This window comes from Streptomyces sp. NPDC008238, from assembly GCF_042956445.1.
Taxonomy (GTDB): Bacteria; Actinomycetota; Actinomycetes; order Streptomycetales; family Streptomycetaceae; genus Actinacidiphila.
In genome coordinates this window covers 59167-82052 of record NZ_JBIBGK010000031.1, presented here as the reverse complement: position 1 = coordinate 82052, position 22886 = coordinate 59167, and the positions used below count along the sequence as shown (strand labels likewise).

General features: G+C 74.0%; 28 protein-coding genes. 10 read left to right on the top strand and 18 right to left on the bottom strand.

All coding sequences use genetic code 11. From position 1 onward, the window contains the following. Positions 1-128: 128 nt before the first annotated feature. From ACFZAU_RS36485 to ACFZAU_RS36475, 3 genes are all read right to left on the bottom strand, one after another. Positions 129-392, bottom strand: coding sequence for a response regulator transcription factor (locus ACFZAU_RS36485; RefSeq protein WP_500555749.1), 264 nt, complete (start codon positions 390-392; stop codon positions 129-131). A 112-nt stretch (positions 393-504) separates the two neighbouring features. Beyond that, the gene (locus ACFZAU_RS36480; protein ID WP_500555748.1) at positions 505-888 is read right to left on the bottom strand and encodes a S26 family signal peptidase; all 384 of its coding nucleotides are present in this window, start codon (positions 886-888) and stop codon (positions 505-507) included. A gap of 39 nt (positions 889-927) precedes the next feature. Continuing rightward, positions 928-1536 carry a class I SAM-dependent methyltransferase gene (locus ACFZAU_RS36475; protein WP_500555747.1) on the bottom strand — a complete coding sequence of 203 codons (609 nt, stop codon included), beginning with the start codon at positions 1534-1536 and terminating at the stop codon, positions 928-930. Between the two features lie 281 nt (positions 1537-1817). Here ACFZAU_RS36475 and ACFZAU_RS36470 point away from each other — a divergent pair, with 281 nt between their 5' ends. Further along, the gene (locus ACFZAU_RS36470) at positions 1818-2252 is read left to right on the top strand and encodes a hypothetical protein (protein WP_500555746.1); all 435 of its coding nucleotides are present in this window, start codon (positions 1818-1820) and stop codon (positions 2250-2252) included. Next, positions 2249-2710: a group III truncated hemoglobin gene (locus ACFZAU_RS36465; protein ID WP_500555745.1), complete on the top strand. Its 462-nt coding sequence runs from the start codon at positions 2249-2251 to the stop codon at positions 2708-2710. Before ACFZAU_RS36470 ends, ACFZAU_RS36465 begins: the two co-directional genes overlap by 4 nt. A 239-nt stretch (positions 2711-2949) precedes the next feature. On the opposite strand, the gene ACFZAU_RS36460 is transcribed toward ACFZAU_RS36465, so the two are convergent. Then, entirely contained in the window at positions 2950-3957 is a 1008-nt protein-coding gene (locus tag ACFZAU_RS36460) for a zinc-binding alcohol dehydrogenase family protein (protein WP_500555744.1), read from the bottom strand. Between the two features lie 154 nt (positions 3958-4111). On the opposite strand from ACFZAU_RS36460, the gene ACFZAU_RS36455 reads away from it, so the two are divergent. Beyond that, positions 4112-4315, top strand: a complete 204-nt coding sequence (locus ACFZAU_RS36455; protein ID WP_500555743.1) for a hypothetical protein — start codon at positions 4112-4114, stop codon at positions 4313-4315. A 35-nt stretch (positions 4316-4350) separates the two neighbouring features. Here the strand turns inward: ACFZAU_RS36455 and ACFZAU_RS36450 are convergent, their stop codons facing one another. Beyond that, a complete protein-coding gene (locus ACFZAU_RS36450) occupies positions 4351-5139 on the bottom strand; it encodes a hypothetical protein (RefSeq protein WP_500555742.1) in 789 nt (262 codons plus the stop codon). Between the two features lie 164 nt (positions 5140-5303). On the opposite strand from ACFZAU_RS36450, the gene ACFZAU_RS36445 reads away from it, so the two are divergent. The 3 genes from ACFZAU_RS36445 (at position 5304) to ACFZAU_RS36435 (ending at position 6514) form a co-directional block, all read left to right on the top strand. Then, complete coding sequence (locus ACFZAU_RS36445; protein WP_500555741.1) at positions 5304-5615, top strand: hypothetical protein; 312 nt, start codon at positions 5304-5306, stop codon at positions 5613-5615. A gap of 50 nt (positions 5616-5665) precedes the next feature. After that, positions 5666-5953, top strand: coding sequence for a hypothetical protein (locus ACFZAU_RS36440; protein ID WP_500555740.1), 288 nt, complete (start codon positions 5666-5668; stop codon positions 5951-5953). A gap of 141 nt (positions 5954-6094) precedes the next feature. Continuing rightward, entirely contained in the window at positions 6095-6514 is a 420-nt protein-coding gene (locus tag ACFZAU_RS36435) for a PPOX class F420-dependent oxidoreductase (protein WP_500555739.1), read from the top strand. Between the two features lie 13 nt (positions 6515-6527). Here the strand turns inward: ACFZAU_RS36435 and ACFZAU_RS36430 are convergent, their stop codons facing one another. Both ACFZAU_RS36430 and ACFZAU_RS36425 read right to left on the bottom strand, forming a co-directional pair. After that, complete coding sequence (locus ACFZAU_RS36430) at positions 6528-7313, bottom strand: TIGR03943 family putative permease subunit (RefSeq protein WP_500555738.1); 786 nt, start codon at positions 7311-7313, stop codon at positions 6528-6530. Further along, entirely contained in the window at positions 7310-8338 is a 1029-nt protein-coding gene (locus ACFZAU_RS36425) for a permease (RefSeq protein WP_500555737.1), read from the bottom strand. The genes ACFZAU_RS36430 and ACFZAU_RS36425 overlap by 4 nt, the downstream gene beginning before the upstream one ends. Before the next feature lie 203 nt (positions 8339-8541). On the opposite strand from ACFZAU_RS36425, the gene ACFZAU_RS36420 reads away from it, so the two are divergent. Continuing rightward, positions 8542-9084, top strand: coding sequence for a hypothetical protein (locus ACFZAU_RS36420; RefSeq protein WP_500555736.1), 543 nt, complete (start codon positions 8542-8544; stop codon positions 9082-9084). Between the two features lie 26 nt (positions 9085-9110). On the opposite strand, the gene glgC is transcribed toward ACFZAU_RS36420, so the two are convergent. Together glgC and glgA are read right to left on the bottom strand one after the other, a co-directional pair. Then, on the bottom strand, positions 9111-10331 hold the full coding sequence (gene glgC / locus ACFZAU_RS36415; RefSeq protein ID WP_500555735.1) for a glucose-1-phosphate adenylyltransferase: 1221 nt from the start codon (positions 10329-10331) through the stop codon (positions 9111-9113). A 14-nt stretch (positions 10332-10345) separates the two neighbouring features. Beyond that, the gene (glgA, locus tag ACFZAU_RS36410; RefSeq protein ID WP_500555734.1) at positions 10346-11545 is read right to left on the bottom strand and encodes a glycogen synthase; all 1200 of its coding nucleotides are present in this window, start codon (positions 11543-11545) and stop codon (positions 10346-10348) included. 145 nt (positions 11546-11690) lie between these two features. On the opposite strand from glgA, the gene ACFZAU_RS36405 reads away from it, so the two are divergent. Then, a complete protein-coding gene (locus tag ACFZAU_RS36405; protein WP_500555733.1) occupies positions 11691-12437 on the top strand; it encodes a class I SAM-dependent methyltransferase in 747 nt (248 codons plus the stop codon). Positions 12438-12446: 9 nt separating this feature from the next. Here the strand turns inward: ACFZAU_RS36405 and ACFZAU_RS36400 are convergent, their stop codons facing one another. Further along, entirely contained in the window at positions 12447-13352 is a 906-nt protein-coding gene (locus ACFZAU_RS36400) for a DivIVA domain-containing protein (protein ID WP_500555732.1), read from the bottom strand. 727 nt (positions 13353-14079) lie between these two features. On the opposite strand from ACFZAU_RS36400, the gene ACFZAU_RS36395 reads away from it, so the two are divergent. Further along, the gene (locus ACFZAU_RS36395; RefSeq protein ID WP_500555731.1) at positions 14080-15027 is read left to right on the top strand and encodes a glycosylasparaginase; all 948 of its coding nucleotides are present in this window, start codon (positions 14080-14082) and stop codon (positions 15025-15027) included. Between the two features lie 31 nt (positions 15028-15058). Here the strand turns inward: ACFZAU_RS36395 and ACFZAU_RS36390 are convergent, their stop codons facing one another. From ACFZAU_RS36390 to ACFZAU_RS36365, 6 genes are all read right to left on the bottom strand, one after another. After that, entirely contained in the window at positions 15059-15280 is a 222-nt protein-coding gene (locus ACFZAU_RS36390) for a ferredoxin (RefSeq protein WP_499606682.1), read from the bottom strand. 61 nt (positions 15281-15341) lie between these two features. Then, a complete protein-coding gene (locus tag ACFZAU_RS36385) occupies positions 15342-16547 on the bottom strand; it encodes a cytochrome P450 (protein WP_500555730.1) in 1206 nt (401 codons plus the stop codon). Positions 16548-16587: 40 nt separating this feature from the next. Further along, entirely contained in the window at positions 16588-17283 is a 696-nt protein-coding gene (locus ACFZAU_RS36380; RefSeq protein WP_500555729.1) for a TetR/AcrR family transcriptional regulator, read from the bottom strand. 107 nt (positions 17284-17390) lie between these two features. Further along, positions 17391-17612, bottom strand: a complete 222-nt coding sequence (locus ACFZAU_RS36375) for a hypothetical protein (RefSeq protein WP_500465338.1) — start codon at positions 17610-17612, stop codon at positions 17391-17393. Between the two features lie 42 nt (positions 17613-17654). Continuing rightward, positions 17655-18770, bottom strand: a complete 1116-nt coding sequence (locus ACFZAU_RS36370) for a PP2C family protein-serine/threonine phosphatase (protein WP_500555728.1) — start codon at positions 18768-18770, stop codon at positions 17655-17657. Positions 18771-18898: 128 nt separating this feature from the next. After that, positions 18899-20536, bottom strand: a complete 1638-nt coding sequence (locus ACFZAU_RS36365; protein ID WP_500555727.1) for a phosphodiester glycosidase family protein — start codon at positions 20534-20536, stop codon at positions 18899-18901. A gap of 255 nt (positions 20537-20791) precedes the next feature. On the opposite strand from ACFZAU_RS36365, the gene ACFZAU_RS36360 reads away from it, so the two are divergent. Beyond that, positions 20792-21532, top strand: a complete 741-nt coding sequence (locus ACFZAU_RS36360) for a TSUP family transporter (RefSeq protein WP_500555726.1) — start codon at positions 20792-20794, stop codon at positions 21530-21532. 42 nt (positions 21533-21574) lie between these two features. Here ACFZAU_RS36360 and ACFZAU_RS36355 read toward each other — a convergent pair whose 3' ends face one another. Both ACFZAU_RS36355 and ACFZAU_RS36350 read right to left on the bottom strand, forming a co-directional pair. After that, a complete protein-coding gene (locus tag ACFZAU_RS36355) occupies positions 21575-21760 on the bottom strand; it encodes a hypothetical protein (protein WP_500555725.1) in 186 nt (61 codons plus the stop codon). Positions 21761-22174: 414 nt separating this feature from the next. Next, on the bottom strand, positions 22175-22786 hold the full coding sequence (locus tag ACFZAU_RS36350; protein WP_500555724.1) for a TetR/AcrR family transcriptional regulator: 612 nt from the start codon (positions 22784-22786) through the stop codon (positions 22175-22177). Between the last annotated feature and the right edge of the window lie 100 nt (positions 22787-22886).

Below are 22886 nucleotides of genomic sequence, written 5' to 3'. Positions count from 1 at the left end.
GGGTGGTGGCGAAGCGGTTGACCAGTACGTATCTGCCCGGTCGCCGCAGCCGTGACTGGATCAAGGTCAAGAACCTGCACGCCGACGGCTCCTGAGAGGACTGCCGGTCACCGTCCGTGCGTCCCGAGTCACAGGCCGAGGGCGATGGCGGTGCGGGTGAGTTCGGCGGTGCTGTGGATGTCGGGCTTGGCGCGGATGCGGCGGAGGTAGGCGTCGACGGTGTGCCGGGACAGTCCCATGTGGCGGGCGGTCTGGAGATAGGTGCGGCCCGCGGCGATGTGGCGGAGGGTCTCGCGTTCGCGCGGCGCGAGTGCGGGCAGGTCCGTTCCGGTTCCGGTTCCAGTAGCGTCGGCTTCGGCGCCGGTCCGGGGCGTGGTGGGTGCGGTGTCCACGGGGGTGTCCTTCGGTGCGGCGGCTGTCGTCCCTGCTCACGCCCTCGGAAGCGGGAGATGGATGTCCGATTAGAGCGTTTTGCCCTCTATTGGCGACCCTTGCGCGTCGAGGTCATGACGCCGTCCGCCGTCCGTCACGGAGCTGTCGCGGGACGACGGGGGCCTTGCCGGCCGTCCGGGGGCGGGGGACGCCGTCGACCGCCGTGCAGATGCCGTAGACCCGGCCGTGGCCGGTCCAGCCGTTGACGTGGCCCCGGTTGTTGCTGATCTGCACCCGCTTCCTGGCCGGATCCACCGCGGACACCAGGTGCAGGTACACCGTGCCCGCGACGCGGGCGAGGACGATGTCGCCGACCTCGAGCTTCGCGGGGTCGACCGGGGCCACCGTCACCTGCTGACGGCTGCGCACCAGGGGGACCATCGACGATCCGCTGGGCCGGAACTCGACCGTCGCCCCGCCCGCCACCCTGCCCGCCACCGAGTCAAGCGCTCCCATGGGGCGATCGTGACGCATCCCGCCCGGCCCGCCAAGCCATTATCGCCGGGGTCCGCCTGACGGCCCGTCCGCGGCGGGGCGACCGGTGCGGCGGTAGTGGGCGGCCACGCCAGGCTGACCCGTGTAGTTCGGTCCCGCGTCCGGGTCGGCCCCGACGTAGCGCAGCGGGAGCCGGACGGTGCGCGGGCCGGCGAGGGTGAGGCGGTGGTGACGGGCGCTGTAGGCGAAGCCCTCGGCCCGCAGGGCGGCCAGGACGGAGCGCCCGGCGGGGCCGCCGTCCGCCCAGCGGATCGCGGCGGGGTCGAGGTGGGCGACGAGCAGGCCGTCCGGTCTGAGCCAGCCGGCGGCGCGGGCGAGCAGTCCGAGCCGGTCCCCGACGTAGTGGAGGCCGTGGACGCAGGTGATCAGGTCGTACGGCGCGGCCGGCTCCCATGCCGTCACCGACGCGGTGACCAGTTCCACCGCGGGCGGCAGGGGTGCGGCCGCCAGGGGTCCCACCAGGTCCACCCCGGTCAGCAGTGCCGTCGCCGGCAGACGGCCCGCGGCCTCCCGCAGGGCCAGCCCCTCCCCGCTGCACAGGTCCAGCCAGCGGGGTCCGGGGGCGCGGGCCAGCAGGTGGTCGACCGGGTCGAAGCCGAGTTCCCGCACGTAGCTGTTGGTGCCGGCCAGGCCCGCTCGCGGTTCATGGTGTTGTTGGCGACGACGTCGGTGAGTTCGAGCCGGTGGTCGGGCAGCAGCGCGTCGGGCGAGGTCATCGGGCCATTCTCGGTGCCGATGCGCCCGCCGGCCAGGCCGGTTGGGGATGGTGACGGCAGCTCTAATGTGCACCTCAGATGCAAATTTAGGTTAGGGTGGGGGCATGGACCTTCACGCACCAGACGTCGTCCTCTGCGCCGCGCGGCCCGGCGCCGCCCCGAGCGGAGCGCCCGGTGAACGCCGGCGCCGTGCTGGCGCAGGTGGCCGTGGTCTTCGTGTGGCTGGGGATGGTGCTCGGGATCTCGTTCCTCGAGGCCCCCCTCAAGTTCCGCGCCGAGGGCATCACCGTGCCCCTGGGCCTGGGCATCGGGCGGATCGTCTTCCGCGCGCTGAACCGCGTCGAGGCCGTGCTGGCCGCGATCGCCGCCGTGGCGGTGGCCCGGGAGGTGCCGGGGCCCGTCGCGCTGGCCCTGGGCGCGGGAGCCGTCGCCCTGCTCCTGGCCCAACTCTTCTTTGTCCGCCCCTCGTTGAACCGCCGTACCGCCGCCGTCCTCGCCGGGGAGACCGGCCCGCGCAGCCGGGCCCATCTGCGCTACGTCGCGCTCGAGGTGGTCAAGGCGCTGTGCCTGGCCGGATGCGGCGCCGCCCTCGTCCTGGAGCGGCTGTGAGCGCGCCGGGGCCCGTCGCCGCACAGGACGGCACGGGTCGCGACCTCGTGGACCGCGCGGACGTCGAACGCCTGGTGACCGTCTTCTACCGCCGGGCCTTCGCCGACCCGCTGATCGGGCCGGTCTTCACCGAGGTGGCCCGGATGGACCTCGACGCGCACATGCCGATCATGTGCGACTTCTGGGATTCGGTGCTGTTCGCCGCCGGCCGCTACCGGCGCAACGCGCTCGCCCCGCACCAGGCCCTGCACCGCATGACCCCGCTGGGCCCCGAGCACTTCGGGCGATGGCTGGCGCTGTGGGGCACGACGGTCGACGAGCTCTTCCGGGGCGAGAAGGCCGAACTTGCCAAGCTGCAGGCCGGGCGTATCGGCGGGTCCCTCCAGCGCCGTCTGGCGGGCCGCGAGGCGAGCGAGTACGTCACGATCCGCCGCCGGGAGGGCGGGGAGGGCCTCTGAGGGCGCGCGTCGCCCGGTCCGGGCGGTGGGCCCTGCACCGCGGTCCCCGAGGAACCGGAGAAACGGGTGATGTCCTTCGAGGACCCTCCGCCCGAGCTCCGGGACGTTCCCCGCGAACGCGTCGGTGAGCACCTCGGAGGCGGCCGCCGTACCCCACGCGGCGGGGGCCGCCCGACGGGAGACACCGACCGGTCGGACCCGGCAAGCGCCGGCTCGGACGTCCGCCGCCGGGGAGGCGCTCAGCGGGTGACGACGACCTTGCCGATACTCCGGCCCGACTCCACCATCGCGTGGGCCCGTCGCAGCCCCGCGGCCGAGAAGTCCTCGATGGTCGTGGTGACGGTGCTGCGGATGCGGCCGTCGTCCACCAGGGCCGCGATCTTCTGCAGCAGGTTCTTGTGCTCGATCATGTCGGGGGTCCGGAACATCGGCCGGGTGAACATCAACTCCCAGTGCCACGCGATGCTCTTCGCCTTGAGCGGCAGCAGGTCGAGCCCCTCGGGCTCGTCGATCGCCGTGATGTGCCCGCCCGGGCGCATGATCCGGGCGTAGGTGTCGACGTTTCCCGCGGAGTGCGGGGAGAGCAGGTAGGCCACGCCGTCCGGCGCCGCCGCGGCGGCGGTCGCGGCGAGGTCGTGGTGGTCGACCACGGCGTCGGCCCCCAGCCCGGTGACCCACTGGCTGCTCTCGGGGCGGCCGGCCGAGGCCAGCACCCGCAGGCCGGTCAGCTGCTTCGCCAGCTGGATGAGGATCGAGCCCACACCCCCGGCGCCGCCCAGGGCCAGCAGGGTGCCGGTCGACCTTCCGTCGAGCGCGAACCGCTCGAACAGGGTCTCCCAGGCGGTGATGCCGGTCAGCGGCAGGGCGGCGGCCTCCGCGAAGCCCAGGCTGCGCGGCTTGCGGGCCACCAGGCGCTCGTCGACGACCTGGAACTCGGCGTTGCTGCCCGCACGGGTGATGTCCCCCGCGTACCAGACCTCGTCCCCCACCTGAAGGGTGGTCACCTCGCCGCCCACCGCCTCGACGACGCCCGCGGCGTCGAAGCCGAGGACGCGGGGCGGGTCGGAGGCCGGCAGACCGGCGCGGACCTTGATGTCCACGGGGTTGACGGACACGGCCCGCACCCGCACGAGCACGTCGCGCGGTTCGGGCTCCGGCAGCGGCACCTCGACGTCGACGAGACTCTCCGGATCGTCCACGGGCAGGCCCCGGTAGGAGGCGACGGCCCGCATCGTCCGTTCGGTCATGGCCGGAGGCTCCCTCGCTGCGCTGACGGGTCCAGGCCAGCCTGGCACGCGGGACCGCACCCGGCAGCGGCGGCCGGGCCATCCGGGTGCCGCCGCGGGGGAGCCGTCCGGCGGCCGGGATGCGGGGCGGGGCCGGACGGGTCATCCTGACGAAATGCAACGTCGCGTCATCGTGATGCCGCCATCGACGAGCGGCGGCCGGCGCGTCCGTGTGGACGGCGAGATCCTGGGGATCGCGTACCACCTCCGCGACGTCCAGGAGTTCCTGCGGCGCGCCGGCCTCGATCCCGGCACCGTCGACCTCGCCGACCCGGACGTCGTCGAATGGCGCGGGGCCGGACCCGGCGTGTGGACGTGACGCCGCCGCCGCTGCTGCCCTGAAGCGGCCGCCGGCTACGCGGACTCCTCGTACCGCGCGGCGCACCAGTCGACCAGGACCAGGCCGAACTCCCGCATGAGGGCGGCCAGTCCCGGGACGTCCCGCACCGTGGCCCGCGAGGCCGGCAGAAGGCCCAGGGTGACGACCCGGTCGCCGGCGCAGCGTCCGTACACCGCGACCGGACCGACCCGGGCGGCGAACGAGTCGGCGACCCGTCCCTGGCCCTCGCGCAGCGCCACGCCCGCGAATTCGTGCGACACCGGGAGCAGCTCGAACAGCCGCCGACGGGTGAGCGCCCCGGTCAGCGGCTCCGCCGGGGACTCCCGCAGGTGGAGTGCGTCGAACACCCGGACGGCCGATCCGTCCTCGCCGACGGTCCGTGCGTGGTCGCGCAGGATCCGTGCGACGCAGGCGAGTTGGGCCTCGACCTGAGCGATGCAGCGGCGTTCCACGAGTTCGGTCTGGCGCCAGTCGTCCTCGTGGATCTCCAGGTCGTCCGCGGCGTCGTCCGGGGGTGTCAGCGGGGGCAGGTCCGCGCAGAGGGTCGGCAGGGAGTACGCGACCTGGCGGGGGTCGACCGTCCGCAGCCGCCGGAGCGTGAGGACGAGCCGGCCCGCGGCCAGGAAGGCCGCGCGGTCCGCCGGTTGGGCCCGGACGACCTCCCACACGGCCCCGCCGAGGTCGAGCCGGGTCTCGGGCGTGAAGGTCTCCGGGAGTTGTCCGGCGGGCAGTTCGGAGCGGCCGAACGGCTGTCCGTCCGCCGCGTCGACCAGCGTCACGTCGATCAGGCCGTCGTCAGGCATGGGCGCATGCTATCTACGGGGCAAGGCAGCCGGAGCGGGGGTACTGGCGCAGCGGTTGCCCGTATGTGAATGTCATGGCCACGTAATTTTCATCTGCGCCCCTCTACCCGCATAGACAGCGGGCGGCCATCCTGATCGGCGAACCCCCCACGAGAGGACGCCCCATGGGAACGGTGACCAAGACGCTGGCCGCAGCCGCCACCGCCGCGGTGTGCGCACTGACGACGCAGCCCGCGCACGCCGCGGTGCCGCCCGAGCACGCGATCATCGTGTGCCAGAGCGCGAGCTTCTACGCGAACTACGACAGCGCCTCCGGCCCCCGCGGACTGATCCGCGTCCTGGGCTACGGCAACAAGGTGGGCCACACCCGCGGCGCGCACCCCGTCTACAACGGCTGGGCGGCCACCTTCGACTTCGGCAAGGGCGACTGGGGCTACGTCCGCAACGAGTGCCTCGGCGGCTACGGCTCCTGGTGACTCCCCTCCCGCACCGGCACCCCCCACCACCACAGGAAGGACCCACCCGCATGCCCGCATCCCGGATGCTCCGCGCCGCCACCGCCGTCGCGGCCCTGACCGCCGCCGTACTGGCCACCGCCGCCCCCGCCCGGGCCGCCGACGGGACGGTCGGCCGGCGTGAGACCGTCTGCGCCCAGGACCTGTACGTGCGCACCGCCCCGCTCGGCGCCTGGACGGGCACCCTCTACAAGGGCCAGACCTTCACCGTCGAGAGCAAGCAGGGCGCCTGGGCCTACGGGTTCGCCTACGGCGACATCAACCGCCGCGGCTGGGTCCAGGACGGTTGGTTCTGCTGACGCACAGCCACGGACCCGTACGGACCCGTGGCGCGCCCCTTCGGCGGACGGCGCGGGGCGCGCCGGGTCCGGGCCGCCGTCCGGCCGGGCGGATGTGGCACGGTGGGGCGCAGCCCCGAAGATCACCGCGAAGGAGTTCCCGTGTCCAAGCCACCGCTTCCCCCGGCCGCGATCGAGATGCTGAAGAAGCCCAACCCGGCCGTGATCACGACGCTGCGGGCCGACGGCCAGCCGGTGTCCACGGCCACCTGGTACCTGTGGGACGACGGCCGGGTGCTGGTCAACATGGACGGCGGCCGCAAGCGCCTGGACCACATCCGCCACGACCCCCGGGTCACCCTCACGGTCCTGGACGAGGGGAACTGGTACACCCACGTCACCCTGATCGGGCGGGTCGGCGAACTGCGCGAGGACACCGACCTCGCCGACATCGACCGGCTGGCCCAGCAGTACCTGGGCCGCGCCTATCCCCAGCGTGACCGCGAGCGCGTCAGCGCCGTGATCGATATCGAGCGGTGGCACGGCTGGGGGACGCTCAAGGACAGCGGCCAGCCGGGCTGACCGCACGGCGGGGTCAGCCCTCGTACGGCTCGGTCGGCGCCCGTACCGGCCGGGCACGGCTCACGTCCAGGAACGGGACGGGACCGTCGTTGACCGGGTCCTCGGCCCGGCGTGGGGTGTAGGTCCCGGTCACCTCCAGCCAGGCGTCCGGCTGCAGGACGGGCGGCACCTGCCCGGTCATTCCGATCTTGACCGGGCGGGCGTCGGCGGCGCAGCAGTTCAGCACCATCCGGGTCAGGTAGGGGGTGCCGTCGCGGGCGACGCTGACGAATCCGGTGAGGGTGATCCGGCGGCCGGTCAGGGAACGTCCGTGGTCGTGGACCGCGCGGCCCGCGTAGTCGGCGGTCTCCATCCGCAGCGGGTCGCCCGCGGGCAGGGCGGGGAAACCGAAGGGACGGGGGACCGACGTGCCGCTCCGGGCGGCGGAGTAGGACCCCAGGGCCGGCGGGGCGACCAGGACCAGCGCGACCAGCGGCAGCACCAGCAGCCACGCGACCACGGGCTCGCGGTGCGGGTGCGGATGCGGGTGCGGGTCCCCGGCATCGTGGCCGTCCTCCCGCTCGTTCTCCTGCCACGCGTCCTCCCGCCGCCCGTCCTCCTGCCCCGGATCGCCGCGACGCGGCAGGCGCAGTTCGTACCAGACGGTCGCCAGGGCCGCGACGACCAGCACGGCACCTGCCGCCAGCAGCAGCGGCTGCAGCCCGGCCTTGACGTAGCGCAGGTAGAGGTCGCTGAGCCCGGCGTGCAGCAGGGCCACCCCCGTCAGCAGCAGCACGGCGGCCTGCGCCTCCCGGTTCACAGCAGCACCGCCCCGGTCACGCAGCCCAGGACGACGGCGACCGCGAAGGTGGCGGGCGCGAACCGCACCGCGAAGGCGCGTCCGAAGGTGCCCGCCTGCAGCGCGAAGAGCTTCAGGTCGATCATCGGCCCCACGACGAGGAACACCAGCCGGGCGGTGAGGGAGAACTGCGACAGGGACGCCGCGACGAACGCGTCGGCCTCCGAACAGATCGACAGCACCACCGCGAGCACCGCCAGCGCGAGCACCGACACCACCGGGTTGCCCGACGCGAGGCGCAGGACGTCCTCCGGCACGAAGGACTTGAGCGTGGCCGCCGCCATCGCCCCGACGACCAGGAAGCCGCCGGCGTGCATGACGTCGTGCCGCACCGAACCCCAGAACGCCGGTCCCCTGCCGCGCCCTTCGGCCGACGGGTGGTGCCCCGCGGGCCGCAGCAGACCGGGACGCCCCAGACGCTGCCAGAGCCAGCCCATGACGCACGCGACCAGCAGTCCTGCGACGAACCGGGCGACCACCATGCGCGGCTCGTTCGGGAAGGCGACGGCCGTGGCGGTCAGCACCACCGGGTTGATCGCCGGCGCGGACAGCAGGAACGTCAGCGCCGCCGCCGGGGCGACCCCCCGCCGTACCATCGCCCCCGCGACCGGCACCGACGCGCACTCGCACCCCGGCAGGACCGCCCCCGCGACCCCCGCCACCGGCACGGCCACCGCGGCGCGGCGCGGCAGTGCCCGCGCGAAGAACGACGGCGGGACGCACACCGCGAGCACCGCCGAGAGCAGGACGCCCAGCACCAGGAACGGCAGCGCCTGCACCACCACCGCGACGAACACGGTCGTCCAGCTCTGCATCACCGGCGCGGACAGCGCCCGCCGCACCGGCCCCTGCATCGTCAGGGCGGCGAGCAGCAGCAGCGTCAGCACCAGCGGCGAACTGACCCGCCACCGCTCCTCCTGGTCCGGCGGCCCGGAGTCCCGCCGCGCGGTCCCGGCGGGGGCCGGCGCCTCCTTGGTGACGGTCACGGGCGTACTACCTCCGACGCGAGGGGGCTTGGGGGACTCCACCCTCAGTACGCCGCCGCCCCGCCCGAAGTCTCACGCCGCCCCCGGCCTTTGCGCACCCTTGGCCCAAGCCGGGCCCGGAGATGACCATGGACACGGCCGGGTCCGACAGAGTGGAGCCAACCGTGCGCACGGCGGGTACGGGACGGGGGCCGGGGGGTTTCATGAAGACGGGTCTCAGCGTGCACGCGGGCGCGGCGATGGTGCTGAGCGGGGTGTGTCTGGTGCTGGCGCTCGGGACGTTCCTGCCCGGCACCTGGCTGCCCCGGCACAGCAGCCTGGTGCTGGGCGTCGTCTGTGCGGCGCTGTTCCCCCTGTTCGCCGGCGCGGTCGTCCGGGCCATCGCCCTGGCCACCCACGGAGTGCGCGTACAGGGCAATCCCATGCTGCTGTGGCTCGCCCTGCGCTCTCTGCCGACGGCTGTCGGGGCGGTCCTCGCAGGGTTCTCCGTCCTGGGGGTCGCGCTGCTGGCGAGCACGGCCACCGGCCACGACTCCCGTCAGGCGGGCAAAGCCGTGAAGGGCCACTACTACGCCTCACAGGAGGACGGTCCGCGCCACGAGCAGGTGCCGGTCTCCCGGACCGAATACGACGGTCTGCTCGCACACGACCTGCGGTCCATGCTCGCTCTCGTCGGACTGATGGCGGACCTTGCCGCCGTCAGCACCCTCGTCAGCGGACAGCTCCACCCCCTCACCCGCCCGTAGCCGGCCGAGGGCGCGGGACGACCGGTTCAGAGGACGCGCTGCCCCTTGCCCAGGGCGATGACGCCGTTCGCGGAGGCGTGGTAGAGCTCGCGGTCGCGTTCGGGGTTGACGCCGACCGTGGCGCCCGCGGGCACGACGACGTTCTTGTCGAGGATCGCACGGCGCACGACCGCGCCCCGTCCGACGCGGACGTTGTCGTGCAGCACCGACCCCTGCACCACCGCGCCCTCCTCGACCACCACCCCCGGCGACAGCACCGACTGCGTGACCTGCCCGGAGATGATGCAGCCCGGGCTGACCATCGACTCGCCCGCGATCCCGCCGGCCACGAACTTCGCCGGGGGCAGCCGCAACGAGTGCGTGTACAAAGGCCACTGGTCGTTGTAGAGGTTGAAGACCGGGTGGACCGAGATCAGGTCCTGGTGGGAGTCGTAGTACGCGTCCAGGGTGCCCACGTCCCGCCAGTAGCCGTGGTCGCGGGCCGTCTCGCCGGGCACGTGGTTGTCGTCGAAGTCGTAGACCTGCACCTGCCCCTTGGCCGTGAGCAGCGGGATGATGCTGCCGCCCATGTCGTGCACCGACGCGTCGTCCTCGGCGTCCTGGGCCAGCGCGTCCAGCAGCACCTTCGTGGTGAACACGTAGTTGCCCATCGAGGCGTACACGCGGTCGGGGTCGCCGGGCAGGCCCGGCGGATCGGCGGGCTTCTCCAGGAACCGCTCCACCCGCACCCCGCCAGGGCCCGGGGTGATGATCCCGAACGAGGAGGCCTGGTCGCGCGGGACGCGGATGCCCGCCACCGTGGCCCCCGCGCCCGCCTCGATGTGCTGCCGCAGCATCTGCCGCGGATCCATGCGGTACACGTGGTCGGCACCGAACACCACGATGTAGTCGGGCTGTTCGTCGTACACCAGGTTCAGCGACTGGTAGATCGCGTCGGCGCTGCCGAGGAACCACCGCGGGCCCAGCCGCTGCTGCGCCGGGACGGGGGTGACGTAGTTGCCCAGCAGGTTCGACATCCGCCAGGTCGTGGTGATGTGCCGGTCCAGGGAGTGCGACTTGTACTGCGTCAGCACGCAGATGCGCATGACGTCGCCGTTGACGAGGTTGGACAGGACGAAGTCCACCAGCCGGTAGGCGCCGCCGAACGGCACGGCCGGTTTGGCGCGGTCGGCGGTCAGCGGCATCAGCCGCTTGCCCTCCCCGCCCGCGAGCACGATTCCGAGCACCGAAGGTCCGCCGCGCATCACTGCCCCCTTTGCCGCTACCGCCCTTGCGACCTGCAGATCTCCTCGTACACGTCCACGGTGCGGCGGGCCACCGCGTCCCAGCCGAACTCCGCCACCGCGCGCTCGCGGCCTGCCGCCCCCATGCGCGCCGCCGCCCCCGGATCGCCGGCGACCGCGCCGACCGCCGCGGCGAGTCCCGCCTCGAACGCCTCCGGGTCCTTCTCCTCGTACGGCACGAGGAGCCCCGTGACGCCGTCCGCCACCACCTCCGGGATCCCGCCCACCGCGGAGGCGACCACCGGGGTGCCGCACGCCATCGCCTCCAGGTTCACGATGCCCAGCGGCTCGTACACCGAGGGGCACACGAACACCGCCGCGTGCGTGAGCAGTTGCACCACCTCGGACCGCGGCAGCATCTGCGGGATCCAGACCACCCCGCCGCGCACCGCCCGCAGTTCCTCCACCAGTTCACGGAACTCCCGGTCGATCGCCGGGGTGTCGGGCGCCCCCGCGCACAGCACGATCTGCAGGCCCGGATCGATCCGCCGGGCCGCCCGCAGCAGGTGCGGCACCCCCTTCTGCCGTGTGATCCGCCCGACGAACAGGGCGTACGGGCGGCCCGGGTCGACGCCGTGCGCGCGGAGCGCCGCGGTGGACGCGTCCGGCCGGTACAGGCGGGTGTCGATGCCGTTGTGGACGACGTGCACCCGCGCCGGGTCGAGGGCGGGGTAGCTCCGCAGGATGTCCGCGCGCATCCCGTGCGAGACGGCGATGACGCCGTCCGCGGCCTCGACCGCCGTCCGCTCCGCCCAGCTCGAGAGCGCGTAGCCGCCGCCGAGCTGCTCCGCCTTCCAGGGACGCAGCGGCTCGAGGGAATGGGCGGTCATCACGTGCGGCACGCCGTACAGCAGCTTGGCCAGGTGCCCGGCGAGGTTGGCGTACCAGGTGTGGGAGTGCACGAGGTCCCGGCCGGCCAGTGCGGCGGCCATCGACAGGTCGACCGACAGGCTGCGCAACGCCTCGTTGGCGTCGCCGAGTTCCGCGGCGGCGGCATGCCGGGTGACATCCGGGCCGCCCTCGCGGTCGTCCGCGGCGCCCTGCCCCCGCGCGCCGGCCCAGCAGTGCACCTGAAGATCCGTCAGCTCCCGTAGCTCACGGGCCAGGAACTCCACGTGCACACCGGCCCCGCCGTACACGTACGGCGGGTACTCCCGCGTGAGCAGTGCCACCTTCACGGGCGCCTCCCCGGGTCCCGTCGCCGTGTAGGGACATCCATGCCCCGTGGAACGGTGTTCGATCCGTCTTCCCCGCCTTTCGCCGCGTGATGCCCCGCCCGGAATTCCCTCGACTTCGCCGTCCGCTCCGTGAATCGTGATGCGTATGCGACAGGACGAGATCTGGGGCGCGGATACCGCCGGCAGCTACGACACCCCCGGCACGGGCATGTTCGCCCCGGAGGTACTGGATCCGGTCGTGGACCGACTCGCCGAACTCGCCGACGGCGGACGGGCGCTCGAGTTCGCCGTCGGCACCGGCCGTGTGGCCGTGCCGCTCGCGGCGCGGGGCGTGCCGGTCAGCGGCATCGAGCTGTCACAGCCGATGATCGACCGGCTGCGCACCAAGGCGGACGAGGCGACGATCCCGGTCGTCACCGGCGACATGTCCACCGCCCGCGCCCCGGGCACCTTCCGGCTCGTCTACCTGGTCTACAACACGATCGCCAACCTGCTCACCCAGCCTGAGCAGGTCGCCTGCTTCCGCAACGCCGCCCGTCATCTCGCACCGGGCGGGCGCTTCGTGATCGAACTGTGGGTCCCCGAGCTGCGCAAGCTGCCACCCGGCCAGCAGGCGGTGGTCTGGCACTCCGGATCCGGCGCCATGGGCGTGGACACCTACGACGTCCTGCGGCAGCGGGTCGTCTCGCACCACTTCCGCTTCCGGGACGGCGAGCGCACGAGCCTGTTCCGCACCCCGCACCGCTACGTCTGGCCCTCCGAGCTCGACCTCATGGCCCAGCTCGCGGGATTCGACCTGGAGTCCCGCCACGCCGACTGGCACAGCGCGGAGTTCACCGCCGAGTGCCGCTCGCACGTATCCGTCTACCGGCTGCCCGCCGCCGAGGGGTGAGCGGGGTTCCTAATCCTCCTCGCCGCTCAGGGCGCCCGCGGCGGTGAGGGGGGCGGATTCCGGGGCGGGGGCAGGGTCGGGGGCGGCGGCCGGGGGGACGGGCCGGGCTTCCGCGGCGCGCTTGGCGGTGGCGCGGGTGAGGGAGACCGTCGGCGGAGCGGAGGGCGGGGCGAGGGAGCGTGCGAGGTCGCGGTCGAGGCGGCGGAGCTGGGACTGCATGTGGCCGGTCAGACGGCTGCGGTAGGCGTCCTCGAAGGTGCGGAGGTCGTCGACCTTGCGCTGGAGGGCGGTACGGGCGGAGGCCAGGTCGACCATCGCCTGGCGGTGCTTCTCCTGGGCCTCGTGCTCGAGGGCCTGGGCGCGCTCGCGGGAGTCGCGGCGCAGGTTCTCGGCCTGGCCGAGTGCCTCGCCGACGATCTTGTGGGCCTCGGCGCGGGCCTCGGAGACGGCCTGTTCGGCGGTGCGCTCGGCCAGGGCGAGCAGACGGGCCGTGCTGTCGACGGCGAACCCGGGCTGCCTCCCGGCGGTCCCGTCGTCGGCCTCCTCGGTGTCCGCGGGCTCCGCCGGTCCCGCCGACCCCGAGGCCTGGGCGACGAGCACCGGGGCGGGCTCCGGCTCCGGCGCCACTTCAGGCTCGGGTTCGGGCTCGGCCTGGGCCTCGACCTCGGGCTCGGCCGCGGGTTGCGGCGCGGACGCCACCTCGAGTTCGGGCTCCTCCGGCTGCCGGGTGGCCGCTGCCTCGGCGGCGGAGAGCTGGGCGCGCAGGTCCTGGTTGGTCCTCAGCAGCCGGGTCAGCTCGGCCTGGACCTGGTCCAGGAAGTCGTCGACCTCGCGCTCGTCGTAGGCCTCACGGAGGCGGACGGTGGTGAACTGCTTCGTGCGCACGTTCTCGGGGGTAATCGGCGTCTGTGCCATCTGCTCACCTCGAGGTGTTCGTCGACAAGTCCTGACCGCATCCGTCAACTCCAGCTTGGGCGGCGGGCCGGGCCGGGGCAGCCCGGGAACACCGCGCGTGCGCGGTGCGGGCGGTGTCACCAGCGCCGATCGTGGGACCAGGGCGAGCGGCGTGGAGGGCGCAACTACGGGCGGCGCAGTGGCAACTGTGATCATCCGTGTTGTCACGGCGCCCGCAGACAGCGTGGATTTCCCCGCGCACCCGGCGAAAGGGCCGGACGGGTGAATACCGGCCCCCAAGGCCCCGGTACGGGCGGCGCCGGGAGACCCCGGGTGGGGGCCGGGGAGTGATTCCTCCCCCGGGGATGGACCGGAAGGCGTACGCCGGGGCGGCACGGAGGCCGGCCGGAACCGCGTCGTACCACGCGCCCGACCGGGGACCCCGGTCGGTGACCGGGCGCTCGCCCGGCTACCGCCGGGTGGGGTGCCTGCACCGCTCGTGGGGCGGGCCCCACGGTTCCCCCAGGCGTGGTGCATCGCAAGGCGGAGGAGCGTCCTCGTCGTGGGCGGCGTCCTCCGGACCGAGGGCCGGAACCGCGTCGCACCGCGCGCCCGACCGGGGGACCCCGGCCGGTGGCCGGGCTCCGCGGGCCCGGCGCTAGGCTCACGGCGTCGTCGTACCGGCTGGTCGCGGGCGCCGGGGCCGCCGGGCGCCCGTACGGCCCGGCCCACCAGCGAAGGGAACGCCATGACGCAGCCCGTCATCATCGGAAGCGAGCGCAGCGAGGTCGGCCTGCCGGCCGGGATGGACGTCCTGCGGCGCGGCGGGACGGCGCTGGACGCCGTGGAGGCGGCGATGCGCCGCTGCGAGGACAACCTCACCGACCACTACGTCGGCACGGGCGGGCTGCCCAACGCGCAGGGCGTCGTCGAGCTGGACGCGTCGGTGATGACGGGCTCGGACCGCAGGTTCGGCGCGGTCGGCGCGCTGCGCGGGTTCCCGAACCCGATATCGGTGGCGCGCGCCGTGATGGAGCGGCTGCCGCAGCACTGCCTGCTGGTGGGGGAGGGCGCGGCGCTCTTCGCGCGGGAGAACGGGTTCGAGGGCGCCGAGCTGCTGACCGACGCGTCGCGGGCCATGTGGCGCGAGCAGTTGCTGACCGCCGCCGAGGCGGTCGAGGGGGAGAACACCCCGGCGGTGGACGGTGACCACCGCTACCGGCGGGCGGCGCTGGAGCTGGTGCGGCGGATGGCGCCGCACGAGGGGCCGTGGGGGACGATCAACATCGTCGCGCTGGACGCGCACGGCGAGATGTGCGTGGGCGTCTCGACCTCCGGCTACCCCTTCAAGTACCCGGGACGGGTGGGCGACTCCGCCGTCCCGGGGGCGGGCAACTGGTGCGACCTGCGCGGTGGCGGGGCGGCCTGCACCGGCCGCGGCGAGCTGAGCCTGCGCGGTGGCACGGCCCGTACGGTGGTCGACCTGCTGGCGCTGGGCAAGGAGCCCGCCGACGCGTGCCGGATCGCGCTGGAGGAGGCGGCGGGCCTGCCGGACGAGTACCGCTCCGAACTGCGGGCGCTGGCACTGACCCCGGACGGGCGGCACGGCGGCGCCGCCGGCCAGGAGGGCAGCGTCTACGCCGTGATGACCGACGCCTCCACCGAGCCGGAGCTCCGCCCGCGCACGCTGGTCTGAGGGCCGCCCGGGCCCGCGGCTGCGGCCGTGCCTACGGCTGGGGCGCGATCAGCTCGCCGCTGGTCGCGTCCCGGAGGGTGATCGCCTCCACCGGGCAGGACTCGGCCGCGTCGACCAGGAGCTCGTCCGGCTCGGCGGTCGGGTGCCGGGGGCAGGACTTGCGGTCGCGGAGCTCGAAGTGCTCGGGGGCGATGCCGGCGCAGGAGCCGGTGCCGATGCAGGTGTTCCGGTCCACCTCGATCTGCCAGGTCATGGCGGGTGTCCTTCGCTGTCGTCGGAAGTCTTGCGATGTCGTCGGGCGGCGCCGGTCGCCGTCAGGCCCCGTCCCAGGTGACCGGCATCCGTTCGGGCCCGCGCAGGGCGACGCCGGACTTCCACACGACGCTCTCCTCGGGTCCGGCGAGGCGCAACCCGGGCAGCCTGTCCAGCAGCGTGCTCAGGGCCACCTGCAGTTCCATCCGGGCCAGTTGGGCGCCCAGACAGTGGTGCGGTCCGTGCCCGAAGCCGACGTGGGAGGCTTCCTGGCGCAGCAGGTCGAGCCGGTCAGGGTCGATGTAGACGGCTTCGTCGCGGTTGGCCGACACGGGGCAGACCACCACCGCCTCACCGGCGCGTACGGTGCCGCCGCTGAGTTCGACGTCGTCCAGCGCGTAACGGGGCATGCCCGCGCCGTTGCCCAGCGGGACGTAGCGCATCAGTTCCTCGACGGCGCCGGGCACGAGGCCGGGGTCGGCGCGCAGCGCCGCGAGCTGCCCGGGGTGGGTGAGCAGCGTGTAGACGAAGTTGGGGATCTGCGAGGCTGTGGTCTCGTGGCCCGCGACGAGCAGGGAGACCGCCAGGACCTGCAGTTCCCGCTCCGAGAGCCGTTCGTCGTTGTCGCGGGCGTCGACCAGTGCGCCCAGGAGGTCCTCGTGCGGCGCGGCGCGGCGTTCCGCGATCAGCCCGGCCATGTAGGCCATCAGGGCGTCCGTGTGCTCCTGAACCTCCCGCGGGGTGTACTTGGTGGTCGACAGCAGCGCGTCGGACCAGGTGCGGAAGTCCGCGCGGTCGGCCAGGGGGACGCCGAGCAGTTCGCAGATGACGGTGACGGGCAGCGGCAGTGCGAAGTCCGCGACGAGGTCGGCGGGCGCGCCGCGGGCGGCCATGCCGTCGGCGAGTCCGGCCGCGATCCGCTCGGTGCGGGGCCGCAGGCGCTCGATGTGGCGGGCGGTGAAGGCCTTGGCCACGATCCGCCGCAGCCGGGTGTGGTCCGGTGGGTCGAGGTCGAGGATGCTGCCGCGCAGGCCACGGTGCGGCCGCAGGCGCGGCTCGTCGCGGTGGACGGCCTCGGCCCGGCTGAACCGGGGGTCGCCCAGGACGGTGCGTACGTCCTCGTACCGGGTGACCAGCCAGGCGGCCTCCCCGTAGGGGAACCGGACCCGGCACAGCGGCTCGTCCTTGCGCAGTCCGGCGAAGGCCGGGTCGACGGTCAGCCGGTCGGCTTCGGTGAAGGGGTACTTCCGGGGCTCGGTCGCTGCCATGGCGCTTGCCTCCAGGGGACTCGAGGTTGGGGCGGGGTCCTCACGACGGCCCGCGCGGACGGCGCTGCGCGGCGGGCCGGCCGCCGAGGGCGGGGCGCAGCAGGTGGCACAGGTCGTCGGTGAGGAGGTCCAGCGGGTCGTCGGTGTCGACCGGCAGGCCGCCGGCGATCCAGGCGGTGAGGAACGAGCCCGTCTGGAGCACCGCCATCAGGGCGCGCTGCCGTGCCTGCGCGGGGGTGACGCCCCGCCAGCGCCGGGGTCCGGCGGTCAGCAGGGCCACATAGCGCTCGTACGCCGCCAGATAGCGGTCGCGGGCACTGCCCTCGTCCCCGGCCGCCGACGGGGTGGCCGCCAGCAGCACGCGGATGGTCGGCGCGAGCGCCCGCCAGCTCGCCGCGGCCCGTTCCAGCCACGTGCGGACGGCGTCGTGCGTCCACTCGGGGACGGCGGCCAGCTCGGCGTACAGCGCGTCGGTGACCTGGTACACCCGGTCCGTCAGGGCGGCGATCACTTCCGCCTTGCCGCGGAAGTGGGCGTACACCGTGGCCCGGGTGACGCCCGCCGCGCGGGCGATGTCCTCCATGGTGGCGGCGACGAAGGACTTGGCGGCGAAGACCTCGACCGCGCCGTCCAGGACCCGGTTGCGGGTCAGGTCACGCTGCTCGGTGCGCAGGCTCACCCGCGGTGCGCCCACCGCGGTCGCGGAACCGGCACCGGCCGGCCGACGACGTTCCATAGGGAAAGCCTACAAAACAGACCGAGTCTGTACATTTTGTGTAGGGCGGCGACGCAGGGCCTACGGCGACGCAGGGCGCACCGCCGTGGTGGGCCCGTCGCGGGCCGTCAGCCCTGGTTGCGGGGGTGGGCGCGGGCGGTGCGTTCGTTGCCGTGCTTGTAGTTGCCGGTCCAGCGGGCCATGACCAGCTGGGCGTCGCCGCGCTCCACCTCCTCCAGGAAGCGTTCCGCGCGTTCCCCGCGCAGGACGGCGGCGGTGTGCGCGCCATGCGTGACGACCACGGTGCCGTCGCCGCGTCGGCGGTAGGAGAATCCGTGAGGCCGGGGCATGGCGGCGAGCGTAGGGCCGCTCCGGGCCCGCGCGACAGCGATTTACGGGGCGTCGCGGGTCACGACGCGCGGCGAACGTACGGCCAGCGCGGCGATGTCGTCGTCCAGCCGCCCGCCGCTGTAGTGCAGTAGCTCCCGGTGCAGCCGGTCCAGCAGTTCGCGGGGCGCCGCCGGGGACTGGCGCCGCAGCCAGTCCGGCAGCGGGAAGAACGCCCCGGCCCGGTCGCGGGTCTCGGTGACGCCGTCGGTGTAGAGCAGCAACTGGTCGCCGGCGGCGAAGGCATGGTTGTCCACGGCGTAGGCGTCGCCGACGAGGTCGGCGAGGTTCAGCGGCGGGGAGGCGGCGCTGGGCTCCAGCACCCGGATGCGGCCGGCGTGCACGACGATCGGCGCGGGATGCCCGCAGTTCAGCAGCCGCAGGCGGCCGCCTCCGTGCGGGATCTCGGCGATCACGGCGGTGGCGAAGCGCTCCGGCAGGTCCTGACCGGGGTAGCCGGAGCTGTGCCGCCCGATGCTGGTCTCCAGGCGGTGGATGATGCCCCGCAGGTCCGGCTCGTCGTGCGCGGCCTCCCGGAAGCAGCTGATCAGGGCCGAGGCCGCGCCCACGGCGGACAGCCCCTTGCCGCGTACGTCGCCGATGAGCAGCCGCACCCCGTAGGGCGTGTCGGCCACCTCGTAGAAGTCGCCGCCGATGCGCGCCTGCTCCTGTGCGGCCAGGTAGAGCGACTCGATCTCCATGCCCTGGATGTGCCGAGGCAGCGGCCGCAGCAGCACCGTCTGCGCGGCGTCGGCGACCAGCCGGGCGTGGAAGAGCGCCTCCTCGCGCTGGATCCGTACGTGGCTGGCGTACGCCGCGGCCAGGGTCACCGCGACGATGGCGGCCCCGGTGTACGGGGTGCCCAGGTCGGTGTAGACGAAGCTCAGGCCCACCATGACCAGCAGGCAGAACGCGCCCAGCAGCACCGTCGCCGGCACCGGCCACATCGCGGCGGCCAGGGCGGGCGCGACGGGCAGCAGGCGGCTGATCGCGATCTCGCGCGGGGTGGCGAACGCCAGGGCGGCGATGAGCACGGTCAGGATCACCGGGGCCGGCCGCCAGGTGAGCCGGCGGCCGTCCAGGCGGGCACGTCGGCGCCGCAGCCATCCGGACATGATCACGAAGCGCATCATACCGGCGTAAAAGGTGAGGAACGCTGCCCGTCGGGCCGGACGGACCAGCCGACCGCCCCGGGGCCGGGCCCCGGGGCGGTCGGAGGTCGTCAGGGGGCAGGACGCCGCCGGGCCGGTCAGTGCCCGCCGCGGCGCCCCGGCAGGACCTGGATCGTGTCGCCGACGGCACGCTCACCGGTCGCGTCCGAGGGGACGTTGGCCAGGACGCCTTCGACCACCATCGCCGACGAGCCGCCGCCGTCGAGGTTGAGCGCCTGCACCGCGCCCAGCGACCGCATGAACCGGGCCGCCTCGCCGAGGGTGAAGCCCTCGCTCACCCCGGGCTGCCGCCCGTCCACCGTCACCAGCAGGAGCCGGCCCCGCCGGTCGATGCCGGCCATCGTCCGCGGCTGGCGGACGTTGGACCACGCGAAGCCGAACGACAGGTCCAGCGGGTCCAGGGTGCCCTCGCCGGCGGCGTCGATGTGGACACGGCCGTCCTCCACCAGGGTGGGCGCCGCGCTCACGATGCTGTCACCGCGGCCGAGCCGGACCCGGCGCCCCTCGGCGTCCCGGACGACCTCGCTCAGGGCCAGCCGCTCGCCGGTCCTGGCGTGCTCGGTCAGCCACGCGGCCGCCGTGCCCGTGCCCTGCAGCACCGTGCCGTCCTCGGGGACGGAGCCGCCGCGGGCGCCGGCCGAGAGCACCTTCCCGTGCGCGTCGAGGACCACCTGCGCACCGGCGCCCGTGGGCAGCGCCGCCCGGAACGCCGGCGTGAACTCCACCAGGTCGTCCGCCAGGGTGCAGGTCGTGTCGTGGCGCGGCTGCTCGGTCGGGACGCCACCGGGCCGGCCGCAGTTGCGGACCTTGCCCAGCAGACGGTTGATGCCCTGCACCGCGTGGCGGGCGGAACCGGCCCGCACGGTGACCGTGGTGGACAGGTCCGCGATCCGCGGCTGCCTGCCGCCGTCACCGAGGACCAGCGCAGCGCGCGAACCGACCGCCATCGACTCCAGCTTGCCGTCCACCGCGGAGAGACCCGCGACGGTGCCCTGGACGCCGTCGGCGTCCGAGGTGATGAAGAAGCCGCCGTTCACGCCGAGCAGCGACCCCAGCCGGCCGGCCACCGCGGAGGTCTTCTCCCGGTCGGCGACGTTGCCGCCGTCGCTGACCGCGACGGACCCGTTCAGGCGCGCCGGGTCCACCACGGCGACGTGGACGCGCTCACCGTCGGCGGCCTGCCGCCCGTCGTAACCCGTCCACTCCGCCGTCGTACGGAAACCGGCGGCCGCGACCGCCGTGTTCGCGGTGCCGGCCTCGGCCTGCGTGGCGTACCGGCCGACCCGGACCTGCCAGCCCATCACGCCGCGCGGGGTGTCGGCGTAGGTGTCCCACTCGACCGCCTCCAGCCGCGGCTCGAACCCGGCCTCCCGCAGCCGCGCGGAGGCGGCGTCGGCCCAGGCCCGGTCACCCAGCGGGGCCCACGTGGCGGCGCCCGTCAGCCGGTTGACGGCGGGGGCCTGCACGGTCACCGTCCACACACCCGCGGCCGACGGGTCCCGCAGCACCCCGCTGCGGACCTCCAGGCCGGGCGCCACCTGCTGCGTCGTCCACGTGATCCCCTGCGTACCGGAGGCGGCGGGCGACTGCGCCCCCGCGACGGCCGGCGGGACGACGGCGACCAGCGCCAGGGCGGCGGCGAACACCGCCCCCCTCCGCGCGGCCTGCCCCACCCGGCGCGCCTTCTCACGCGGTTCGGCGGCTGTGACGGACATACGCTCTCCTGACGTTCGGTTCCACCGGGCGGTACGTCGCCCCGTCCGGTCCTTGATCCGCCATCCCAGACCCGCACGGGGACGCGCGGCCCACCAGGCGACGGACCCCCGGGGAACCCTCGATGACAACCGGACGCGATCGCGGCACAGTTGCCCGCGGCCGCGCCGCCGGGCCCACCCCGCCCGCGGCGGCACGGCGCGCGCCAGGTAAGAACGTGCCGTGACCTTCGCACCCTCCGTCCCCCGGCGGCCCTGATGCCCGCGCTCGACCCGGCGCAGTGGGCCGTGGCGCTGCTCGCCCTCTTCCTCGTCGGCTACTCCAAGACCGGGGTCTCCGGGGCGGGGACGGTGGGGGTGGCGCTCTTCGCGCTGGTGCTGCCGGCCAAGCTGTCCACCGGCGTGCTGCTGCCCCTGCTCCTCGTCGGCGACGCGGTGGCGGTGGCCGCCTACCGCCGGCACGCCGACTGGGGCCGGCTGGTGCGGCTCTTCCCGTGGGTGGTGGCCGGGGTGCTGCTGGGCGTGGTGGTCGTCGACCGGGTCGACGACGCACGGATGCGCGAACTCATCGGCGCGCTGCTGCTGTCGATGCTCGCTGTCCACTGGTGGAGCCGCCGCAGGGGCCCGGACGACCCGGTCGCCCAGCACCCGGCCGTCGCCGCGGGCGCCGGGATCCTTGCGGGGTTCGCCACGATGACGGCCAACGCGGCGGGCCCGATCATGTCCCTGTACTTCCTCGCCGTGGGGCTGCCCATGCTGGGCTTCCTCGGCACCAGCGCATGGTTCTTCCTGCTGCTCAACGCCTTCAAGGTGCCCTTCAGCGTCGCCCTGGGGCTGATCACGCCCGGCACCCTGGCCTTCGGCGCGACGGCCGCCCCGGCGGTCCTCGCGGGGGCCGCCGCCGGCCGGGCGACGATCAGCCGCATCAGCCCGAAGGTCTTCGAGCGCGTCACGGTCGCGCTGACCCTGCTCGCGGCGATACGGCTCGTCACCCTCTGAGCCCCCGGGGCCGGGGGCGGGCCGGGGCGGCCGGCGGCCGGGTCACACGTCGAACGGCTCGAAATCGACGACCGCGGTCGAGTTCCCGCCGTACCGCACAATGATGTCCACCGCCATCGCCCCGCCGTCGGCGGGAGGGTTCAGGTCGACGTGGGCGCAGGCGTCCGCCGGTCCGCCCAGACAGTCCTCCACGGTGAGACGGGTGCCGGGTAGGCCTCGTTCAGCCATGCGTCCAGATCCGTCCGCGTGATCGTGAAGTGGGCCGTATAGGTCGTGTCCAGCCAACTGAGGGCGGTGCACTTCGCGTCGTGAGCCCCCTTGGGCAGTCCGTCCTGGTCCGCGAAGCGCATGGCCTCGTCGCACGGGACGGTTTCCCTCTGGGACATCGGGTCGCCGAAGAAGGGCGACATGACGAACGTCCAGGCGACCCATCCCAGGAAAGCCACCGGAAACGCCAGAACGGCGATGAGCACCCACTTCTGTCTCATGATCACCTTCGCTGTCCTCCGCGCACCGCGGGCCGTGGCGCCGCAAGAAAGCGACGCTGAAACCCGCCGCGCGGTTCTCGGTCGTGCGGCGGGCCCAGGCGCATCCGCACCCGCAGGCCGTCCACGGGCACAGCGAACCTCCGCGGCCGCGGAACTAGCTGACGATCGCGCTGATCAGCCGCCCGCAGCGCTCCGCCATCTCCTGCGCGGACTCGCCGGGGTGGTGGATCCACCAGGTGACCAGGGTGCTGACGGTGCCCGTCCACAGGTGCTTGAGCGCGTCGGCGTCCAGCGGGTCGCCGATCCCGCGGGCGGCGAGGAACTCCGCGCTGCCCACGGCCGCCAGCCCGTCGATGACGGCACGGTGGCGTTCGGCCTCCTCGCGCAGCGGACCCTCGGCGGGCAACGTCCGGTCGTACAGTACGAACCAGGCGTGGCGCCGCCCCTCGAGCGTGGTGAAGACGGCGCGCAGCACGGCCAGCGGGGTCCCCAGCGAGGTGACTCCCTGGGTGAGGGCCTCGGTGAGGGCGCGGGTCAGTGCGCCGGCGACCCGGTCCAGGGCGGCGGCGTACAGCGCGTCCTTGGACCCGAAGTACTGGTACAGCAGCGGCTTGGTGACCCCGACCCGCTCGGCGATCGCGGCCATCGACGCGCCCGCGTAGCCGCGGCGCCCGAACTCCTCGACGGCCGCGGTGAGCAGTTGTTCCTCGCGTTCGGCGCGGGGCACGCCCTTCGTCCCGGCGGTACGGGTTCTCGCGCTCGCCACGTCCGTGATTGTAGGCAGCGAACTGACCCCGTGGTCAGTTGACCCCTCCCGCCGGATGTGACCCAGTGGTAATTTACCCATCGGTCACATCGGCTGAGGC

What these genes read in the sequence shown, in the direction of transcription:
- ACFZAU_RS36375 (WP_500465338.1), bottom strand. Translation starts at nt 17,612, where the DNA reads ATGCCCCGGCCTCACGGATTCTCCTACCGCCGACGCGGCGACGGCACC.
- ACFZAU_RS36395 (WP_500555731.1), top strand. Translation starts at nt 14,080, where the DNA reads ATGACGCAGCCCGTCATCATCGGAAGCGAGCGCAGCGAGGTCGGCCTG.
- ACFZAU_RS36455 (WP_500555743.1), top strand. Translation starts at nt 4,112, where the DNA reads ATGCAACGTCGCGTCATCGTGATGCCGCCATCGACGAGCGGCGGCCGG.
- ACFZAU_RS36360 (WP_500555726.1), top strand. Translation starts at nt 20,792, where the DNA reads ATGCCCGCGCTCGACCCGGCGCAGTGGGCCGTGGCGCTGCTCGCCCTC.
- ACFZAU_RS36440 (WP_500555740.1), top strand. Translation starts at nt 5,666, where the DNA reads ATGCCCGCATCCCGGATGCTCCGCGCCGCCACCGCCGTCGCGGCCCTG.
- ACFZAU_RS36450 (WP_500555742.1), bottom strand. Translation starts at nt 5,139, where the DNA reads ATGCCTGACGACGGCCTGATCGACGTGACGCTGGTCGACGCGGCGGAC.
- ACFZAU_RS36355 (WP_500555725.1), bottom strand. Translation starts at nt 21,760, where the DNA reads ATGGCTGAACGAGGCCTACCCGGCACCCGTCTCACCGTGGAGGACTGT.
- ACFZAU_RS36445 (WP_500555741.1), top strand. Translation starts at nt 5,304, where the DNA reads ATGGGAACGGTGACCAAGACGCTGGCCGCAGCCGCCACCGCCGCGGTG.
- ACFZAU_RS36480 (WP_500555748.1), bottom strand. Translation starts at nt 888, where the DNA reads ATGGGAGCGCTTGACTCGGTGGCGGGCAGGGTGGCGGGCGGGGCGACG.
- ACFZAU_RS36460 (WP_500555744.1), bottom strand. Translation starts at nt 3,957, where the DNA reads ATGACCGAACGGACGATGCGGGCCGTCGCCTCCTACCGGGGCCTGCCC.
- ACFZAU_RS36380 (WP_500555729.1), bottom strand. Translation starts at nt 17,283, where the DNA reads ATGGAACGTCGTCGGCCGGCCGGTGCCGGTTCCGCGACCGCGGTGGGC.
- ACFZAU_RS36390 (WP_499606682.1), bottom strand. Translation starts at nt 15,280, where the DNA reads ATGACCTGGCAGATCGAGGTGGACCGGAACACCTGCATCGGCACCGGC.
- ACFZAU_RS36365 (WP_500555727.1), bottom strand. Translation starts at nt 20,536, where the DNA reads ATGTCCGTCACAGCCGCCGAACCGCGTGAGAAGGCGCGCCGGGTGGGG.
- ACFZAU_RS36405 (WP_500555733.1), top strand. Translation starts at nt 11,691, where the DNA reads ATGCGACAGGACGAGATCTGGGGCGCGGATACCGCCGGCAGCTACGAC.
- ACFZAU_RS36420 (WP_500555736.1), top strand. Translation starts at nt 8,542, where the DNA reads ATGAAGACGGGTCTCAGCGTGCACGCGGGCGCGGCGATGGTGCTGAGC.
- ACFZAU_RS36385 (WP_500555730.1), bottom strand. Translation starts at nt 16,547, where the DNA reads ATGGCAGCGACCGAGCCCCGGAAGTACCCCTTCACCGAAGCCGACCGG.
- ACFZAU_RS36400 (WP_500555732.1), bottom strand. Translation starts at nt 13,352, where the DNA reads ATGGCACAGACGCCGATTACCCCCGAGAACGTGCGCACGAAGCAGTTC.